The organism is Variovorax sp. E3 (assembly GCF_016082275.1).
GTDB lineage: Bacteria > Pseudomonadota > Gammaproteobacteria > Burkholderiales > Burkholderiaceae_C > Variovorax.
In genome coordinates this window covers 70,037-85,571 of the sequence record NZ_MOWM01000012.1, presented here as the reverse complement: position 1 = coordinate 85,571, position 15,535 = coordinate 70,037, and the positions used below count along the sequence as shown (strand labels likewise).

Annotated in this window: 14 protein-coding genes and 3 pseudogenes; 7 read left to right on the top strand and 10 right to left on the bottom strand. The window is 64.9% G+C overall.

What is annotated here, in order from left to right; translation table 11 throughout:
* Nucleotides 1–93: 93 nt before the first annotated feature.
* Nucleotides 94–1,113, bottom strand: a complete 1,020-nt coding sequence (locus BMG07_RS07275) for a serine hydrolase (RefSeq protein ID WP_374221245.1) — start codon at nt 1,111–1,113, stop codon at nt 94–96.
* Here BMG07_RS07275 and BMG07_RS44030 point away from each other — a divergent pair.
* Nucleotides 1,091–1,441, top strand: a complete 351-nt coding sequence (locus BMG07_RS44030) for a hypothetical protein (protein ID WP_307866892.1) — start codon at nt 1,091–1,093, stop codon at nt 1,439–1,441. The genes BMG07_RS07275 and BMG07_RS44030 overlap by 23 nt on opposite strands.
* Here the strand turns inward: BMG07_RS44030 and BMG07_RS07270 are convergent.
* From BMG07_RS07270 to BMG07_RS07240, 7 genes and pseudogenes are all read right to left on the bottom strand, one after another.
* A complete protein-coding gene (locus BMG07_RS07270) occupies nt 1,403–2,941 on the bottom strand; it encodes a 2-isopropylmalate synthase (protein ID WP_198083984.1) in 1,539 nt (512 codons plus the stop codon). The genes BMG07_RS44030 and BMG07_RS07270 overlap by 39 nt on opposite strands.
* 63 nt (nt 2,942–3,004) lie before the next feature.
* A pseudogene (gene leuA, locus BMG07_RS07265) lies at nt 3,005–4,706 on the bottom strand (2-isopropylmalate synthase).
* Between the two features lie 210 nt (nt 4,707–4,916).
* Nucleotides 4,917–5,741 carry a CDP-diacylglycerol--serine O-phosphatidyltransferase gene (gene pssA, locus BMG07_RS07260; protein WP_198083983.1) on the bottom strand — a complete coding sequence of 275 codons (825 nt, stop codon included), beginning with the start codon at nt 5,739–5,741 and terminating at the stop codon, nt 4,917–4,919.
* A gap of 181 nt (nt 5,742–5,922) precedes the next feature.
* The gene (ilvC, locus tag BMG07_RS07255; protein ID WP_042579952.1) at nt 5,923–6,939 is read right to left on the bottom strand and encodes a ketol-acid reductoisomerase; all 1,017 of its coding nucleotides are present in this window, start codon (nt 6,937–6,939) and stop codon (nt 5,923–5,925) included.
* A 53-nt stretch (nt 6,940–6,992) separates the two neighbouring features.
* Entirely contained in the window at nt 6,993–7,256 is a 264-nt protein-coding gene (locus BMG07_RS07250) for a DUF4282 domain-containing protein (RefSeq protein ID WP_198083982.1), read from the bottom strand.
* A 53-nt stretch (nt 7,257–7,309) separates the two neighbouring features.
* Nucleotides 7,310–7,801, bottom strand: a complete 492-nt coding sequence (ilvN, locus tag BMG07_RS07245) for an acetolactate synthase small subunit (protein WP_056518077.1) — start codon at nt 7,799–7,801, stop codon at nt 7,310–7,312.
* Between the two features lie 104 nt (nt 7,802–7,905).
* On the bottom strand, nt 7,906–9,690 hold the full coding sequence (locus BMG07_RS07240; RefSeq protein WP_198083981.1) for an acetolactate synthase 3 catalytic subunit: 1,785 nt from the start codon (nt 9,688–9,690) through the stop codon (nt 7,906–7,908).
* Nucleotides 9,691–9,973: 283 nt separating this feature from the next.
* On the opposite strand from BMG07_RS07240, the gene BMG07_RS07235 reads away from it, so the two are divergent.
* From BMG07_RS07235 to BMG07_RS07210, 6 genes and pseudogenes are all read left to right on the top strand, one after another.
* Nucleotides 9,974–10,540 carry an RNA polymerase sigma factor gene (locus BMG07_RS07235; RefSeq protein WP_198083980.1) on the top strand — a complete coding sequence of 189 codons (567 nt, stop codon included), beginning with the start codon at nt 9,974–9,976 and terminating at the stop codon, nt 10,538–10,540.
* Nucleotides 10,537–10,877, top strand: a pseudogene (locus BMG07_RS07230) (DUF3619 family protein); the annotation flags it as partial. The gene BMG07_RS07235 and the pseudogene BMG07_RS07230, both read left to right, overlap by 4 nt.
* A gap of 96 nt (nt 10,878–10,973) precedes the next feature.
* Nucleotides 10,974–11,831 (top strand): DUF3106 domain-containing protein, encoded by an 858-nt coding sequence (locus BMG07_RS07225; protein ID WP_198084002.1) that lies wholly within the window; start codon nt 10,974–10,976, stop codon nt 11,829–11,831.
* A gap of 13 nt (nt 11,832–11,844) precedes the next feature.
* Nucleotides 11,845–12,420 carry an RDD family protein gene (locus BMG07_RS07220; protein WP_198083979.1) on the top strand — a complete coding sequence of 192 codons (576 nt, stop codon included), beginning with the start codon at nt 11,845–11,847 and terminating at the stop codon, nt 12,418–12,420.
* Complete coding sequence (locus tag BMG07_RS07215) at nt 12,417–12,824, top strand: diacylglycerol kinase (RefSeq protein WP_198083978.1); 408 nt, start codon at nt 12,417–12,419, stop codon at nt 12,822–12,824. Before BMG07_RS07220 ends, BMG07_RS07215 begins: the two co-directional genes overlap by 4 nt.
* A 31-nt stretch (nt 12,825–12,855) precedes the next feature.
* Nucleotides 12,856–13,446, top strand: coding sequence for a TIGR00730 family Rossman fold protein (locus BMG07_RS07210; protein WP_198083977.1), 591 nt, complete (start codon nt 12,856–12,858; stop codon nt 13,444–13,446).
* Nucleotides 13,447–13,490: 44 nt separating this feature from the next.
* On the opposite strand, the gene BMG07_RS07205 is transcribed toward BMG07_RS07210, so the two are convergent.
* Together BMG07_RS07205 and BMG07_RS07200 are read right to left on the bottom strand one after the other, a co-directional pair.
* Nucleotides 13,491–13,829: a P-II family nitrogen regulator gene (locus BMG07_RS07205; RefSeq protein ID WP_198083976.1), complete on the bottom strand. Its 339-nt coding sequence runs from the start codon at nt 13,827–13,829 to the stop codon at nt 13,491–13,493.
* Nucleotides 13,826–15,522 (bottom strand): annotated as a pseudogene (locus tag BMG07_RS07200) (NAD+ synthase). The gene BMG07_RS07205 and the pseudogene BMG07_RS07200 overlap by 4 nt, the downstream one beginning before the upstream one ends.
* Between the last annotated feature and the right edge of the window lie 13 nt (nt 15,523–15,535).

The following is a 15,535-nucleotide window of genomic DNA, read 5'->3' as shown; positions in this document are numbered from 1 at the left end:
CTCCACGGCACTCCCAGAGTGCCTGCAGCGCCCTGCAACGCCCAAAAGCAAACAGGCCCTGAAAAGGGCCTGTTTTCGTTGGGGACCGGGGAATCAGCCCGCGACCTGGAAGCCCACGTTGCGCGAAGACGCGGCGGGCGAACCCGAGATCGAATGCGTGGCCTCGACCCAGCGGCGAACGCGCTCGGCGTCGGCGATACGGCTGAACTTGCCGGCCGAATCCAGGAACACCATGATCAGCTTGCGCCCTGCTACCTTGGCCTGCATCACGAGGCACTGGCCGGCTTCGGAGATGTAACCGGTCTTCTGCACGCCGATTTCCCAATCGGGGCTCTTCACGAGGCGGTTGGTGGTGTTGAACTGCAGCACGCGGTTGCCGACTTCGACCTGGTATTCAGGCGAGGTCGACAGCGAGCGCACGGTGGCGTCGGAATAGGCTGCATTGACCAGCAGCGCCAGGTCTTGCGCGCTCGACTGGTTGCGGCTGGACAGGCCCGTGGGCTCGACGTAGCGCGTGTCCTTCATGCCGAGCATCTTGGCCTTTGCATTCATGATGCTCACGAAGGTCGACAGGCCACCCGGGTAGGTGCGGCCCAGCGCGTGCGCGGCGCGGTTTTCGCTGGACATCAGCGCCAGGTGCAGCAGTTCGCCGCGCGACAGCGTGGTGCCGACCGTCAGGCGCGAGCTGCTGCGCTTTTCGGTGTCGACGTCGTCCTGCGTGATGGTGATCAGCTCTTCATTGGGCAGGTGCGCCTCGCTGATGAGCAGGCCGGTCATGAGCTTGGTGAGCGACGCGATCGGCAGCACGGCGTGGTCGTTCTTGCTGAACAGCACTTCGTGGGTGTCCTGGTCGATCACCAGCGCCACGCTCGACTTCAGGTCGAGCACGTCTTCGGTACCGTGCAGGCCGGCCATCTGGCCGAAGGACTGGCGCGCGGGCGCTTCGACGCGGACCACCGAGCGGCGCTGGACGGCCACCACGGTCTTGCCGTTCTTCTTGTGGATGGTGGCAACGACATTGCGGCCTCCACGAACGACCTTTTCTGCTTTTTCGGCCCGGGCGCCGCGCGCCGCTGTCTTGGACGACGCGGTGCGCTTCACCTCGACAGGCACCGGCCCCTTCGCCTTCTTGGCGACGGCGGTCTTGGCTGCGGTGGGCTTTTCTTTCTTCGCGGCCTGGGCGCCAGGCAGCAAAAACGCCGTGGCGCAGAACGCGACGGCGATGAATTTGAGTGCGGGTAGAAACCGCTGGCTGGAAACTCGGCGGAGACGGGCTTCAGGCATTAATAAATCTCCAGCGGCGACAAACGAGGACCGCAGTGTATCGAAATCAAAAAAAGGCACGCAATATCAGTTACTTGCATCCTCTTCTTCAATCGAATACCAAGGAACGCCTGAAAACCTAACCTTGTGCCGCAACTCTCTCAGCTTGGCTCTGTAACTTGTTGAGCGCACTCAAATAAGCCTTTGCCGAAGCGACCACGATGTCCGGGTCTGCACCCACACCGTTGACCACCCGCCCTGCGTTTTGTAACCGGACTGTAACTTCCCCCTGGCTTTCCGTCGAGCCGCTGATGGCGTTTACAGAGTAAAGAACCATCTCGGCGCCGCTCTTGACGTGGGACTCGATGGCCTTCAGAGAAGCATCCACCGGGCCGTTGCCATCGGATTCGCCGGTGACTTCCTTGCCCTGGACGGTAAAGACGACCTTGGCCTGGGGGCGCTCGCCGGTTTCGCTGTGCTGGGAGAGAGAAACGAAAGCAAACTGCTCACCAACGTTCGACACCTCTTCCGCGCTGACGAGCGCCAGGATGTCTTCGTCGAAAATTTCGGACTTGCGGTCGGCCAGCTCCTTGAAGCGCAGGAAGGCGGCGTTGATGTCGCCCTCGCTGGCCATGGTCACGCCCAGTTCCTGCAGGCGCTGCTTGAAGGCATTGCGGCCGCTGAGCTTGCCCAGCACGATCTTGTTGGCGGTCCAGCCCACGTCTTCGGCGCGCATGATCTCGTAGGTGTCGCGGGCCTTGAGCACGCCGTCCTGGTGAATGCCGGAGGCATGCGCGAAGGCATTGGCGCCCACCACGGCCTTGTTCGGCTGCACCACGAAACCGGTGGTCTGGCTGACCATGCGGCTCGCGGCCACGATGTGCTGGGTGTCGATGCGCAGGTCCAGCCCGAAATAGTCCTTGCGGGTCTTCACCGCCATGACCACTTCCTCGAGCGAGCAGTTGCCCGCGCGCTCGCCCAGGCCGTTGATGGTGCATTCGACCTGGCGCGCGCCGCCGATCTTCACGCCGGCCAGCGAGTTGGCCACGGCCATGCCCAGGTCGTTGTGGCAGTGCACCGACCAGATCGCCTTGTCGCTGTTGGGAATGCGCTCGCGCAGCATCTTGATGAAGTTGCCGTAGAGCTCGGGGATGGCGTAGCCGACGGTGTCGGGCACGTTGATGGTGGTGGCGCCTTCGTTGATGACGGTTTCGAGCACGCGGCACAGGAAGTCCGGGTCGCTGCGGTAGCCGTCTTCAGGGCTGAACTCGACGTCGCCGATCTGGTTGCGCGCAAAACGCACGGCCAGCTTGGCCTGCTCGTGCACTTCGTCGGGCGACATGCGCAGCTTCTTTTCCATGTGAAGCGGCGAGGTCGCGATGAAGGTGTGGATGCGTCCGCGGGCCGCGCCCTTCAGGGCCTCTGCGGCGCGGGCGATGTCGCGGTCGTTGGCGCGCGAGAGGCCGCACACCGTCGCGTCCTTGATCGCGTTGGCAATGGCCTTCACGGCCTCGAAATCGCCGTTCGAGCTGGCGGGAAAGCCCGCTTCGATGACATCGACCTTCAGCCGCTCCAGCAGCTTGGCGATGCGCATCTTCTCGTCGCGCGTCATCGAGGCGCCGGGCGACTGCTCGCCGTCGCGCAAGGTGGTGTCGAAAATTATGAGTTGGTCGGTCATCGTGGAGCTCCTTTGTTCGTTCCCACCTTGCGCATGCGGCGCGGTATCAGCGCGTTGGCAGCGTCAGGCGACTTCAACCGCCGATTGTGCGCTGTGCGCGCCCTTGCCCCGTGCGCGCTGCACGCCCGAGACGATCGCCTTGAGCGACGCCGAGATCACGTTGGCGTCGATGCCCACGCCGAACAGCGTCTGGCTTTCGTCGACGCGCAGTTCCAGGTAGGCCACCGACTTGGCATCGGCACCGGCGCCGATGGCGTGCTGGTGGTAGTCCATCACGCGCACCGTGTGGCCGGTGGCCTTGCTCAGCGCCTGCGTGAACGCGTCGATGGGGCCGTTGCCTCGGCCTTCGATGGCGCGGACTTCGCCGTCCCACGGCAGGTCGCCGCGCAGCACCACGGAGGCGCTGGCGCCCTCGCCTTCTTCCTCGATCACGCGGTGCTGCAGCGACTGCGCGGTCTCCACGCCGTACTCGCGCACGAACAGGTCCCAGAGGTCGCTGGCGGTGAGTTCCTTGCCGGCCACGTCCATCACGCGCTGCACGACCTGCATGAACTCCATCTGCAGGCGGCGCGGCATCTCGATGCCGTACTCGCTCTCGAGCAGGTAGGCCATGCCGCCCTTGCCCGACTGGCTGTTGACGCGGATCACGGCCTCGTAGCTGCGGCCCACGTCCTTCGGGTCGATCGGGAGGTAGGGCATGTCCCAGATGTCGCCTTCCTTGCGCGCGGCGAAAGCTTCTTGATCGCGTCCTGGTGCGAGCCCGAGAACGAGGTGTAGACGAGGTCGCCGACATACGGGTGGCGCGGGTGCACGGGAATCTGGTTGCAGTGCTCGACCGTGGCGCGGATCTCGTCGATGTTCGAGAAGTCGAGTTCGGGCGAAACGCCTTGCGTGTAGAGGTTGAGCGCCACGTTCACGAGGTCGAGGTTGCCGGTGCGCTCGCCGTTGCCGAACAGGCAGCCTTCGATGCGCTCGGCGCCGGCCATCAACGCCAGTTCGCCGGCGGCGGTGCCGGTGCCGCGGTCGTTGTGCGGGTGCACGCACAGCACGATCGAATCGCGGCGCGCGAGGTTGCGGTGCATCCACTCGATCATGTCCGCGAAGATGTTGGGCGTCGAATGCTCCACCGTGGTGGGCAGGTTGACGATGCACTTGCGCTGCGGCGTCGGCGCCCAGACCTCGGTCACCGCATCGACCACGCGCTTGGAAAACGCGACGTCGGTGCCCGAGAACATTTCGGGCGAGTACTGGAAGGTCCACTGCGTTGCGGGCTGCTTCGCGGCGAAGTCGTTGAACATGCGCGCATGGGTGCTGGCGAGTTCGACGATCTGGTCTTCGTCCATGCCGAGCACCACGCGGCGCATCACGGGGGCTACGGCGTTGTAGAGGTGCACGATGGCGCGCGGCGCGCCTTGCAAGGCCTCGAAGGTGCGTGCGATGAGGTGGTCGCGTGCCTGCGTCAGCACCTGGATCGTCACGTCGTCGGGAATGCGGTCTTCCTCGATGAGCTTGCGCACGAAGTCGAACTCCACCTGCGACGCCGAGGGAAGCCGACTTCGATTTCCTTGAAGCCGATGGCCACGAGGGTTTCGAACATGCGCATCTTGCGCGCGATGTCCATGGGCTCGACCAGCGCCTGGTTGCCATCACGCAGGTCCGTCGACAGCCAGATGGGCGCCTTGGTCAGCACGGCATCGGGCCAGGTACGGTCCTTGAGGCCGATCGGGGCGAATGCGCGGTATTTGCTTTGAGGTTGCTTGAGCATGTCGATTTCTCTGTGATGGTTGGGAATCAACCAGCAACCCCAAAACAAACGGCCCGTTGCTGGTGCGAACGGGCCGTGGTGAGGGATTAGCGCGTGCGCTACCGTCTCCGCCCGTGAGGGAGAGCTAGTAGGGCCAGCAGCGAAATCTTGGTCATGAGGGTTTCGAATGTAGCACAGCCTTCGCGGGCCTGTGAAGACCCGGTGTACCGCTCAGTTGTGCAATCCCCGCTCGTCGGGCTCTTCGGTCGAGGTGCTGATCACGCTCACCGGCTGGCCCTTGGCCTTGCGCCATCCGTAGACCACGTAGCCGCTCAGGCCGTAAATGACGAACAGGCCGAACAGCACGGTGGGCGGATGGATGTTGATGACCGCGATGCCCAGCGCGATCAGCACGATCGCGGCAAAGGGCACGCTCTTCTTCATCTGGATGTCCTTGAAGCTGTAGAACGGCGCGTTCGTGACCATGGTGAGGCCCGCATACAGCGTGAAGGCGAAGGTGACCCAGGTGATCTGCGTCCACGAGAGGTACAGCACCTCGCCGCCGCGCTTGCCCCATTCGTCCACCAGCCAGATGAAGCCCGCCACGAGTGCCGCTGCGGCCGGCGACGGCAGCCCCTGGAACCAGCGCTTGTCGACCACGCCGGTGTTCACGTTGAAGCGCGCAAGGCGCAGTGCCGCGCAGGCGCAGTACACGAAGGCCGCGATCCAGCCCCAGCGGCCCAGGCCCTTGAGCGACCACTCGTACGCGATGAGCGCCGGCGCGGCGCCGAAAGACACCATGTCGGACAGCGAATCCATCTGCTCGCCGAACGCGCTCTGCGTGTTGGTCATGCGGGCCACGCGCCCGTCGAGGCTGTCCAGGATCATCGCGGCGAACACGCCGAGCGCCGCGAGGTCGAAGCGCGCGTTCATGGCCATCACGACCGAGTAGAAACCGCCGAACAACGCCGCCAGCGTGAACAGGTTCGGCAGGATGTAGATGCCCTTGCGGCGTTTGCGCGGTTGCACCTCGTCGGGAACCGTATCGTCATGCATTGAAATTGCCTCCGTCCCTCGTGGGCACAGCACGTGCAGCTATCCAATCGATAGCATCTTGATCTGTGAGTCGCATGGCCTGCAGTGTAGTTCAGGGCACATCTTCGACCCCTTCAAACAAAAGGGCCACCGCGACGGGTGGCCCTTGGGAAAAGGCGCCGCAGCGCCTTCGAGCGGAAGATCAGTTGCGGGTCTGGTCGACCAGCTTGTTCTTCTTGATCCAGGGCATCATCGCGCGCAGCTTTTCGCCCACGACTTCGATCTGGTGCTCTGCGTTCAGGCGGCGGCGGCTGATGAGGGCCGGCTGGCCCGCGGCGGCTTCGAGCACGAAGCTCTTGGCGTATTCGCCGGTCTGGATGTCGCGCAGCACTTGCTTCATGACCTTCTTGGTCTCGTCGGTCACGATGCGCGGGCCCGTGACGTACTCGCCGTATTCGGCGTTGTTCGAGATCGAGTAGTTCATGTTGGCGATGCCGCCTTCATAGATCAGGTCGACGATCAGCTTCAGCTCGTGCAGGCATTCGAAGTACGCCATTTCGGGCGCGTAGCCGGCTTCCACCAGCGTTTCGAAACCGGCCTTGATCAGCTCGACCGTGCCGCCGCACAGAACCGCTTGTTCGCCGAACAGGTCGGTCTCGGTTTCTTCGCGGAAGTTGGTCTCGATGATGCCGGCCTTGCCGCCGCCGTTGGCGGTGGCGTAGCTCAGCGCGAGGTCACGCGCCTTGCCGGTCTTGTCCTGGTGCACGGCCACGAGGTGGGGCACGCCGCCGCCCTGGGTGTACGTGCTGCGCACGGTGTGGCCCGGGGCCTTGGGAGCGACCATCCACACGTCGAGGTCGGCGCGCGGCTGCACGAAGCCGTAGTGCACGTTGAAGCCGTGCGCGAAGACCAGCGAAGCGCCTTCCTTGATGTGCGGAGCCACGTCGTTCTTGTAGACGTTGGCGATCTGCTCGTCGGGCAGCAGGATCATGACCACGTCGGCCGACTTCACGGCGTCGGCCACTTCGGCGACCTGCAGGCCGGCCTTGCCGACCTTGTCCCACGAAGCGCCGCCCTTGCGCAGGCCGACCACGACCTTGACGCCGCTGTCGTTCAGGTTCTGCGCGTGCGCATGGCCTTGCGAGCCGTAACCGATGATGGCGACCGTCTTGCCCTTGATGAGGCTGAGGTCCGCGTCCTTGTCGTAATAAACCTTCATATGCGTCTTTCCTATTTAATCTCGGGCATCCCCACGGGCGGGGATGCGTTCACTCACAGTGGGCCGGAAGAATTCCGGGCCTTCATTTGCTGATTGATGGACACGAGGTTGTCGTGAATGCGGAACAGCAGGATCAGCAATTCGCTGTAGACGCGAACAATGATCGCGCCGAAAACCAGGACCCCGATGGCAACCAGGATGCGCCCCTGGAACAGTGCCGTGGCGGTCATCGCGAGCACGGCCAGCAGCCCCAGGAAGTACAGGATCCGGATGATGATGGGCGTCACCATCTTGTCGAAGCCCAGCAAGTCTTGCATCACGCTCTCCTCATGTGTCGATGAAACGATGAAACTGAGGGGATCTGCACCCCCTACACGCGCAGGATGCGCTCACCGCGCCCGATGCCGCTGGCACCGGTGCGGACAGTTTCAAGGATAGCGCTACGTTCGATCGCTTCCAGGAAAGCGTCGTTCTTGCCGTGGTCGCCGGTGAGTTCAATGGTGTAGCTCTTGTCGGTCACGTCGATGATGCGGCCGCGGAAAATTTCCGCCATGCGCATCATTTCCTCGCGCTCCTTGCCGACCGCGCGCACCTTCACCATCATGAGCTCGCGCTCGGTGTAGGCACCTTCGGTCAGGTCGACGACCTTGACCACTTCGATCAGGCGATTCAGGTGCTTGGTGATCTGCTCGATCACGTCGTCCGAACCGGTGGTGACGATGGTCATGCGCGAGAGGCTCGGGTCCTCGGTCGGCGCGACGGTCAGCGATTCGATGTTGTAGCCCCGGGCCGAGAACAGGCCCACCACGCGGGAAAGAGCACCCGGCTCGTTTTCCAGCAGCACTGCAATGATGTGTTTCATGTTTGCGTGACTCCTCTTTTCGCCGCCCTCCCCCGCGCACGGTAATGCGCGGGCTCGGCGGGCAATAGATTCGTCAGTAAAGAGTTGAGCGAATGTCCCGAGGATCAGAGATCTTCGGAACCCAACAGCATTTCGGTGATGCCCATGCCGGCCTTCACCATCGGGAACACGTTTTCAGTGGGGTCGGTGCGGAAGTCCATGAACACCGTGCGGTCCTTGAGCTTGCGTGCTTCGCGCAGCGCGGGCTCCACGTCTTGTGGACGCTCGATCAGCATGCCGACGTGGCCGTAGGCCTCGGCGAGCTTCACGAAGTTGGGCAGTGCATCCATGTAGCTGTGGCTGTAGCGGCCGGAGTATTCGATCTCCTGCCACTGGCGCACCATGCCCAGGTAGCGGTTGTTGAGCGAGCAGATCTTGATCGGCGTGTTGTATTGCAGGCAGGTGGAGAGTTCCTGGATGCACATCTGCACCGAGCCTTCGCCGGTGATGGTGAACACTTCCGAATCGGGCTTGGCCAGCTTGATGCCCATGGCGTAGGGAATGCCCACGCCCATGGTGCCCAGGCCGCCCGAGTTGATCCAGCGGCGCGGCTCGTCGAAGCGGTAGTACTGGGCGGCCCACATCTGGTGCTGGCCCACGTCCGACGTGATGTACGCGTCGGCGTCCTTGGTCATGTTCCAGAGGGTTTCGACCACGAACTGCGGCTTGATGACGTCGGTGTTGCCGCGGTCGTACTTGAGGCAGTCGCGCGAGCGCCAGGCCTCGATGGTCTTCCACCAGTCGGACAGCGCGCCGGCGTCGGGCTTGGCGGTGCTCTCGCGGATCATCGAGATCAGCTCGGTGAGCACGTCCTTCACGTCGCCGACGATCGGGATGTCGACCTTCACGCGCTTGGAGATGCTCGACGGGTCGATGTCGATGTGGATGATCTTGCGTTCGTTCTGCGCGAAGTGCTTCGGGTTGCCGATCACGCGGTCGTCGAAGCGCGCGCCCACGGCCAGCAGCACGTCGCAGTTCTGCATCGCGTTGTTGGCTTCGATGGTGCCGTGCATGCCCAGCATGCCCAGGAACTTGCGGTCGCTCGCCGGGTAGGCGCCCAGGCCCATCAGCGTGTTGGTGACCGGGTAGCCGAGCATGTCGACCAGCGTGCGCAGCTCGTTGGTGGCATTGCCCAGCAGCACGCCGCCGCCGGTGTAGATGTAGGGGCGCTTGGCCGCCAGCAGCAACTGCAGCGCCTTGCGGATCTGGCCGCCGTGGCCCTTGCGCACCGGGTTGTACGAGCGCATCTCGACCTTGTCGGGATAGCCGGCGTAGGGCGTCTTCTTGAACGAAACGTCCTTGGGCACGTCCACCACCACGGGGCCGGGACGGCCGCTGCGTGCGATGTGGAAGGCCTTTTTCATCGTCATGGCCAGATCCTTGGGATCCTTGACGAGGAAGTTGTGCTTGACGATGGGGCGGGTGATGCCGACCGTGTCGCATTCCTGGAAGGCGTCCAGGCCGATGGCTGCCGTTGGCACCTGGCCCGAGATGATCACCATCGGGATCGAGTCCATGTACGCGGTGGCAATACCTGTAACAGCATTGGTCAGGCCGGGGCCGGAAGTGACCAGCGCCACGCCGACTTCGCCGGTGGCGCGCGCATAGCCGTCGGCCGCATGGACGGCTGCCTGCTCGTGGCGCACCAGCACGTGCTGGATGGTGTCCTGCTTGTAGAACGCGTCGTAGATGTACAGAACCGCGCCGCCCGGGTAGCCCCAGATGTACTGGACGCCTTCGGCCTGCAGTGCCTTGACCAGCACTTCAGCGCCCATGAGTTCTTGCGTGGGGTGGCCGGCGTTCGAGGACGCAGCAGCCGCGGAGATGATTTCCGCCTTCGAGATTTCCATGATCAACCTTTGTCTATTTCGGGAACGAAATACCTTGGGTGCCCCTTGCCAACCCTTGTGAGGTCGCGCCAGGACTTGAGGCCAAAGCCATGAGCGGACTGATGTTCCGCCGGACCGTGACCCGTTTGCCTTTTGACTTGCAGCTCGGATTATGGCATTTCCCGGCGTTCAGATTCGCTTCAGCTCTTCTGTAAAGCGACAAAGGCATAATCCGCGGCGGTAAACATACGCGATCGCTAGACACCTTTTCCCCACGCGGCGCTCCCTGCGCGCCCCCTCTCGCTTGGCCACTGAACTAGAACTCTCCGACTTCCTGAAAAGCGTCGAACGGCGCGCTTTCAAGCGCTCGGTCTACCACGTGCGGGACGAAGAAGCGGCGCTCGATATCGTGCAGGACAGCATGATGAAGCTCGCGCAGCACTACGGCGACAAGCCGGCGGCCGAGCTGCCGATGCTGTTCCAGCGCATCCTGTCGAACTGCACGCTCGACTGGTTCCGCCGCCAGAAGACCCGCCGGGCCCTGTTCTCGAACCTCAGCGACTTCGATTCGGTCGACGACGACGGCGATTTCGACCTGCTGGAGAACTTCGTCTCGCCGACCGACTCTAGGGAATCGGAGAGCGCCGAAGACACCACCCGCCGCGCCCAGGTCTTCCACGAGATCGAGGAACAGATCGCTGCACTGCCGGGCCGTCAACGCGAGGCTTTCCTGATGCGTTACTGGGAGGAAATGGACGTCGCAGAGACGGCCGCCGCGATGGGCTGCTCCGAAGGCAGCGTCAAAACCCATTGCTCGCGAGCCGTTCACGCTCTGAGCAAGGCGCTCAAGGCCAAGGGAATATCGCTATGAACACTAAGGTTCCAAACTCTTCAACCGCCGCCGAAGACCAGTTCGGCCAGCGTCTCGTTGCCCGCCTCTCGGCCGGCAACAAGGAGCTGCCGCACGACATCGGCGAACGACTCCGCGTGGCCCGCGCCCAGGCCGTGGCCGCGCGCAAGCTGCCGCCGCAATTGCGCACGCGCCCGTGGTGGTCCAGTCGGGCCACACGGCCACGCTGGGCGGCAGCTGGTGGACGCGCATCGGCTCCGTGGTGCCGCTGATCGCGCTCGTGGCCGGCCTCATCACCATCAGCGTGATGCAGGACGACGACCGCGCCAGCGAACTGGCCGAAGTGGATTCCGCGCTCCTGACCGGCGACCTGCCGCCCGCCGCCTACACCGACCCCGGTTTTGCCCAATTCCTGAGGCCGACAGCGCCTCTGACTGAACTTTCCACCGACCGAATGCGACGCCGCTCCTCCTCCAGCGCGAACACGCCTCGCCCGCTGCGCCCGCTCCCGGCGGGCGCAGTCGTTTGGGCGAGCGCGTTTGCAGTCGCAGCCTTCGGCCTGACGGTCGCCGGCGCCCATGCCCAGCCGCACGCCGAAACCGCCGCCAAGTCCGCCGTGGGCAGCGCCGCATCGCCCGGCGCCTCGGCCGCCAGCAGCCCCAAGGCGGTGTCCACCACCAAGCCGCTGTGGAGCGAGCTCACCAGCGGGCAGCAGCAGGCCCTGGCGCCGCTGAGCCCCCACTGGAACTCCCTGAACACCGGGCAAAAGCGCAAATGGCTGGCGCTGTCGCGCAACTTCGCCGAAATGTCGAGCGAAGACAAGGTGACCCTGCACAGCCGCATGATCGAGTGGGCCGCACTGAGCAACCAGCAGCGCACCCAGGCCCGCCTGAACTTCGCCGAGGTCAAGCGCATCCCGGCCGACGAGCGCAAGGCCAAGTGGGAGCAGTACCAGGCCCTGAGCGAAGAAGAAAAGCGCAAGCTCGCCGAACGCGCCCCGACCAAGCCGCGCGGTGCGGCCATCCCGGTGCGCCCGGTCTCCGCCCAGAAGCTGGTGCCGGTGCCCGCCGTCACGCCCGGCGGCCTGCACACGCCAAGAATCCTGCTGACTCCGCCACCCGCCCCGACCTCCGCGCCAGCCACCGTGCTGGTGGCCACGCCGCCCGAGCGCCCGAGCGCGACCACGCCGGCCGTGGCCATCGTGCCCGCGGCACCCTCGCCGGCCAGCGCGTCGTCCCCGCCGGTTCCGGCGGAAGCCCAGGTGCCGGCCCCTTCGGTGACGGCCGACCCGCCCGCTTCCACCGCCCCCTGACCGCAAGGCCTCGATGGTTTCCAGTTCTCCCGAAAGTTCGGGATCCGATCACCCGGCCTCGTCCGACTCTTCCGCCTCTTCCGCAAGCAGCGCCCCCGTCTCGACAGTGCCCGGCCTGTGGCCCCGCATGGCCTGCTGGCTCTACGAAGGCATGCTGCTGTTCGCGGTGGTGTTCGTCTCGGGCTGGCTCTTCAGCACGCTGGGCCAGATGCGCGACGCCATGGATTCGCGGCGCCACCTGTTCCAGGCTTTCCTCTTCATCGTTTTTGGCGTGTACTTCGTCTGGTTCTGGACCAAGGGCCAGACCCTCGCCATGAAAACCTGGAACATCCGCATCGTCGACCTGCACGACCAGCCCGTGAGCCAGCGCCGCGCCCTGGCGCGCTACCTGCTCAGCTGGATCTGGTTCCTGCCGCCGCTGGCCGCCCTGGCGCCCTTCAAGCTCTCGGGCGGTGAATCGGCCGTCCTGATCTTCGGCTGGGTCGCCATCTGGGCCCTGCTCGCACGTTTTCACCCCGACCGCCAGTTCTGGCACGACGCCTGGGCCGGTACGCGGCTCATCACCTCCAAGCCGATGAGCCGCCGATGAGTGCCTTGCCCAATCTTCCCGATCCCGCCGTCAACCCGCAAAAGGCCCGCAAGGGTTTCGAGCGCGTCTGGCATGCCACGCTGATTTCGCTGCACGGCCTGCGCGCCGGCTGGAGCGAGCCCGCCTTCCGCCAGGAAGCCATCATCTCGATCGTGATGATCCCGGCCGCCTTCTGGCTCGGGCGCAGCTGGGTCGAGGTGGCCCTGCTCGCGGGCAGCGCGATCCTCGTGATGATCGTGGAGCTGCTCAACACCGCCGTGGAAGCCGCCATCGACCGCATCGGCCCCGAATGGCACGACCTGTCCAAGCGCGCCAAGGACATGGGCAGCGCGGCCGTGCTGCTGTCGCTCACACTGTGCGGCGGCATCTGGGTCGCCGCGCTGTGGCAACGCTTCCTGTCATGAGAGGGCCTGCCGGCTGCGGCATGATGGCAGGATGAATCCTGAATTTTCGATCTGTGTGTATTGCGGCTCGCGCCCCGGCGAGCGCCCTGAGTTTTCCCAGGCCGCGCAAGCGGTCGGCCAGTGGATCGGCCAGCATGGCGGCCAACTGGTGTACGGCGGTGGCCGCACCGGCCTGATGGGCACGGTGGCCGAGGCCACCCGCCTGGCCGGCGGCCGCGTGGTCGGCATCATCCCCAAGGCGCTGGTCGACAAGGAACTGGCCAACCCGCTGTGCGACGAACTGCACGTGGTCGACACCATGCACGAGCGCAAGGCCATGATGGGCGAGCGCGCCGACGCCTTCGTGGCACTGCCGGGCGGCATCGGCACGTTTGAAGAACTGTTCGAGATCTGGACCTGGCGCCAGCTCGGCTACCACGACAAGCCCATCGGCATCCTCAACACCGCCGGCTACTACGACGGCCTGCTGGGCTTCCTGGCGCACAGCGTGCGCGAGGGCTTCATGGGCGAGTGGCAGATGGACCTGATTTGCACCGGCACCGAAGTGAGCGAACTGCTCACGGCGCTGCGCGCCGAAGTGCCGCTCCACCCGCGCGAGGACAGGCTGTCGGAAAACCTCTGACGCCCGCCTCTAAAAAAGCCCCGGTCTCCGGGGCTTTTTATTTTTCAGACTGCGTTTTCGTTCTCTTCACCCGTACGGATGCGCACGATGCGTTCCACGGCAGTGACGAAAATCTTGCCGTCGCCGATCTTCCCGGTGCGCGCGGAACTGACGATGGCTTCGATGCAGCGCTCCACATCGGCCTCGTTGACGACCACTTCGACCTTCATCTTGGGCAGGAAGTCGACCACGTATTCGGCGCCGCGGTAGAGCTCCGTGTGCCCCTTCTGGCGGCCGAAGCCCTTGACCTCGGTGACGGTCAGGCCGGTGACGCCCACTTCGGCCAAGGCCTCGCGCACGTCCTCGAGCTTGAAGGGTTTGACGATGGCGGTGATCTGCTTCATGGTTTTCGTGCTCCGGCGGTTTCGTTGAATTTGCTGGTGATAGGGTAACGCCAATCCTTGCCGAAGCTTCGATGGGTGACCCGGATGCCTACCGGCGCCTGGCGCCGCTTGTATTCGTTGATCCTGATGAGCCGCGCAACCCGCTCGACCACCGCGCGTTCGTAGCCTGCGGCGATGATCTCGTCGATGCCCTCGTCGTCCTGCATGTAGCGTGCCAGGATGCCGTCGAGGATGTCGTAGGGCGGCAGGCTGTCCTGGTCGGTCTGGTCGGGCCGCAGCTCGGCGCTGGGCGGCCGCGTGATGATGCGCTCGGGAATCGGCTCGGCGCCCGTGCCGTACGGGTCGTGGGCATTGCGCCAGCGCGCCAGCGCGAACACCGTGGTCTTCAGCAGGTCCTTGATGACCGCGAAGCCGCCCGCCATGTCGCCGTAGAGCGTGCAGTAGCCGGTGGCCATCTCGCTTTTGTTGCCGGTGGTCAGCACGATGGCGCCGAACTTGTTCGACAGCCCCATCAGCAGCGTGCCGCGAATGCGCGCCTGGATGTTTTCTTCGGCCGTGTCTTCGGGCCGGCCCTTGAACTCTTCGGCCAGCGCTCCCTTGAAGGACTCGAAGGTGTGCCTGATCGAGATTTCGTCGTAGCGCACGCCCAGCCGCCCGGCCATGTCGCGCGCGTCGATCCAGCTGATGTCGGCCGTGTAGGGCGAAGGCATCATCACCGCGCGCACCTTGTCCTTGCCCAGCGCGTCGACGGCGATGGCCAGCACCAAGGCGGAATCGATGCCGCCCGAGAGCCCCAGGATGCGCCCGGAAAACCGTTCTTGCCGATGTAGTCGCGCACGCCGAGCACCAGCGCGTCCCACAGCTGCGCCTCGGCGTCGCGCGCAGCGGCGATGGCGCCCGGCTCGGCCGCGAAGCCCACGCCGCCTTGCGACGCGCGCTCCAGCTGCGCGAACACCAGCTTTTCCTTGAAGCTCTCGGCCTGCATGGCAACCGCGCCGTCGGCCTGCAGCGCGAACGAGGCGCCGTCGAACACCACCTCGTCCTGCCCGCCCACCAGGTGCGCATAGACCAGCGGCAGCCCCACGGCGCGCGCCCGGTCGGCCATGCGCGCCACGCGTTCGCCTTCCTTGCCCACATGGTAGGGCGAGGCGTTGATCACCGCCAGCACCTCGGCGCCGCCTTCGCGGGCCAGTTCGGCCGGCTGGTCGAACCAGGCGTCCTCGCAGATCAGCAGGCCGACCGAGACGCCGCCCGCCTCGAACACGCAGGTGCCCTGCCCCGGCGTGAAGTAGCGGCGTTCGTCGAACACCTGGTAGTTCGGCAGCTCGCGCTTGGCGTAGGTCTCGAGAATGCGGCCTTCCTTGATGACGCTGGCCGCGTTGTGCCGCAGCTGCACCGCCACCGAGCGGCTGCGCAGGCTGCCGCCGGTGGGATGCCCCACCACCACGACCATGTCTTTGAGGTCGGCCAAAGCGGCGGCAATGCCTTTCACGGCATCATCACAGGCTTCGGTGAAGGCGGGACGTAGGAAGAGGTCTTCCGCCGCGTAGCCGGCAATCGAGAGTTCGGGCGTCAGCAGCAGGCGCGCGCCTTGCGAATAGGCATCGCGCGCGGCATCGACGATCTTTTTCGCGTTGCCGGCGAGGTCGCCCACCACAAAATTGAGTTGCGCGATGGCGAGCTTGAGCGTCATACAAAAGGAAGAA